Source organism: Pyrobaculum sp. (assembly GCF_049971835.1).
Lineage (GTDB): Archaea > Thermoproteota > Thermoprotei > Thermoproteales > Thermoproteaceae > Pyrobaculum.
In genome coordinates, this window is the sequence record NZ_JBMFKV010000410.1 from 1 (window position 1) to 689 (window position 689).

A 689-nucleotide genomic window follows, 5' to 3' on the forward strand; every position below is an offset into this window, starting at 1 on the left:
GTCACGTACACCATAGACGGTTTAGGGCAGTTTAGGAATTGGCCACTGGAAATTGTTGGCGCAGGTTGGGTTAACGGCACAGTAGGGCTAATGGGAGTGCTTGGGAATAGGACCTACGTGATGAAGATCTGCGCACTGTGGCGGACGTTTAACAGAACGATCTACGCGGTGCCTCCTTTCTGTTCTCCGGGCGTTCCTGGGGGCATGGGGTCCCGAGGCGCCGTTTGGCCCCCGGGGCGGGCCGCCCGGAGGGTTGACGCCGCCCCTTCGGCTGAGCGTATTGAGGGCGTTATCGCCTCCCGGAGCCCTCGCGGGAGGCGGGGCGGGCCTCTATAAGCCCATGTACCTAGAAATATACCCCCTATTTATGGATTAACGACGGCGTAAGTGCGGCCGCGCCGAGCCCACCTTAGCCAGTTCTAAATTTTTAGATTTGGAACTGGTCTTGGCGTATTTCGCCTTCAACTGTTGCCAGTTCTAAATTTGCCACTACTTTTTAACGCCGGAGAGGTACGTCAGACGTTTTCCTGACTTGTTGTCGTATGCTTTTCCTGATTCAGGAAGTTTGTAGGGCTTCAAGTCAGGAAAAATGTAGATAGGAGGGTTGAACGCCGTAGTCGGCTTTAAAGCCCTCTTTTTGATGTGGCTGTAATTTACTACGTTTATCTCGCTCTGATCAGGTGGCGGGT

At 54.0% G+C, this 689-nt stretch carries 1 protein-coding gene; it reads right to left on the reverse strand.

Annotated elements, in window-relative coordinates:
* Positions 1-489 precede the first annotated feature (489 nt).
* Positions 490-689 (reverse strand): hypothetical protein (locus ACP5J3_RS15000; RefSeq protein ID WP_428496408.1); only part of this gene is annotated, 200 nt, incomplete at its 5' end.